This window comes from Streptomyces sp. NRRL S-378 (assembly GCF_000720645.1).
In the GTDB taxonomy this organism is placed as follows: Bacteria; Actinomycetota; Actinomycetes; order Streptomycetales; family Streptomycetaceae; genus Streptomyces.
In genome coordinates this window covers 1-758 of record NZ_JOBX01000193.1, presented here as the reverse complement: position 1 = coordinate 758, position 758 = coordinate 1, and the positions used below count along the sequence as shown (strand labels likewise).

The window sequence follows — 758 nt, the reverse complement described above, 5'->3', positions numbered from 1 at the left end:
TCAGGCCGGGAGGATGGGTGATCAGCGTGGAGGACTGGGCGGAGATCCGGCGGCTTCATAGGGCCGAGGAGATGCCGCTCCGGGCGATCGCGAGGAAGTTGGGGATCTCGCGGAACACGGTCCGCAGGGCGGTGGCCGATGACGAGCCGCCGAAGTACCAGCGGGCGGCGAAGGGCTCGGTGGTCGATTCGGTCGAGCCGCAGATCCGTGAACTGCTCGAACAGTGGCCGGACATCCCCTCGACCGTGATCGCGGAGCGGATCGGCTGGCAGCGGGGCATGACCGTCCTCAAGGACAGGGTCCGTGATCTGCGGCCGGCTTACCGGCCCGTCGATCCGGCGTCGCGGACGGTTTATGAGCCCGGCGATCTGGCCCAGTGCGATCTCTGGTTCCCGGCCACCGGGGTCCCGCTCGGCTTCGGGCAGTCCGGTCATCCGCCGGTGCTGGTGATGGTGGCCGGCTATTCGCGGTGGATCACGGCGGGACAACGAGGGGGCGGTGGGCTCGTGGCGGGCCGGAGGACCGCGCCTGACGGACGACTTCGCAGCGTTCGCGGGCCTGCTGGGCATCAAGTTCGTGCTCTGCAAGCCCCGCGATCCGGAAGCGAAGGGCCTGGTCGAGCGGGCGAATGGCTATCTGGAGACCTCGTTCCTGCCGGGGCGGGTCTTCGCGAGTCCGGCGGACTTCAACATCCAGCTGGCCGACTGGCTCACCAAGGCCAACCGGCGGATCCACCGGACGCTGCAGGCGAGGCCGTC

At 69.4% G+C, this 758-nt stretch carries 1 pseudogene; it reads left to right on the top strand.

The annotated features are described in order from the left end of the window. Positions 1 to 17: 17 nt before the first annotated feature. Positions 18 to 758 (top strand): annotated as a pseudogene (locus IH80_RS43410) (integrase core domain-containing protein); the annotation flags it as partial.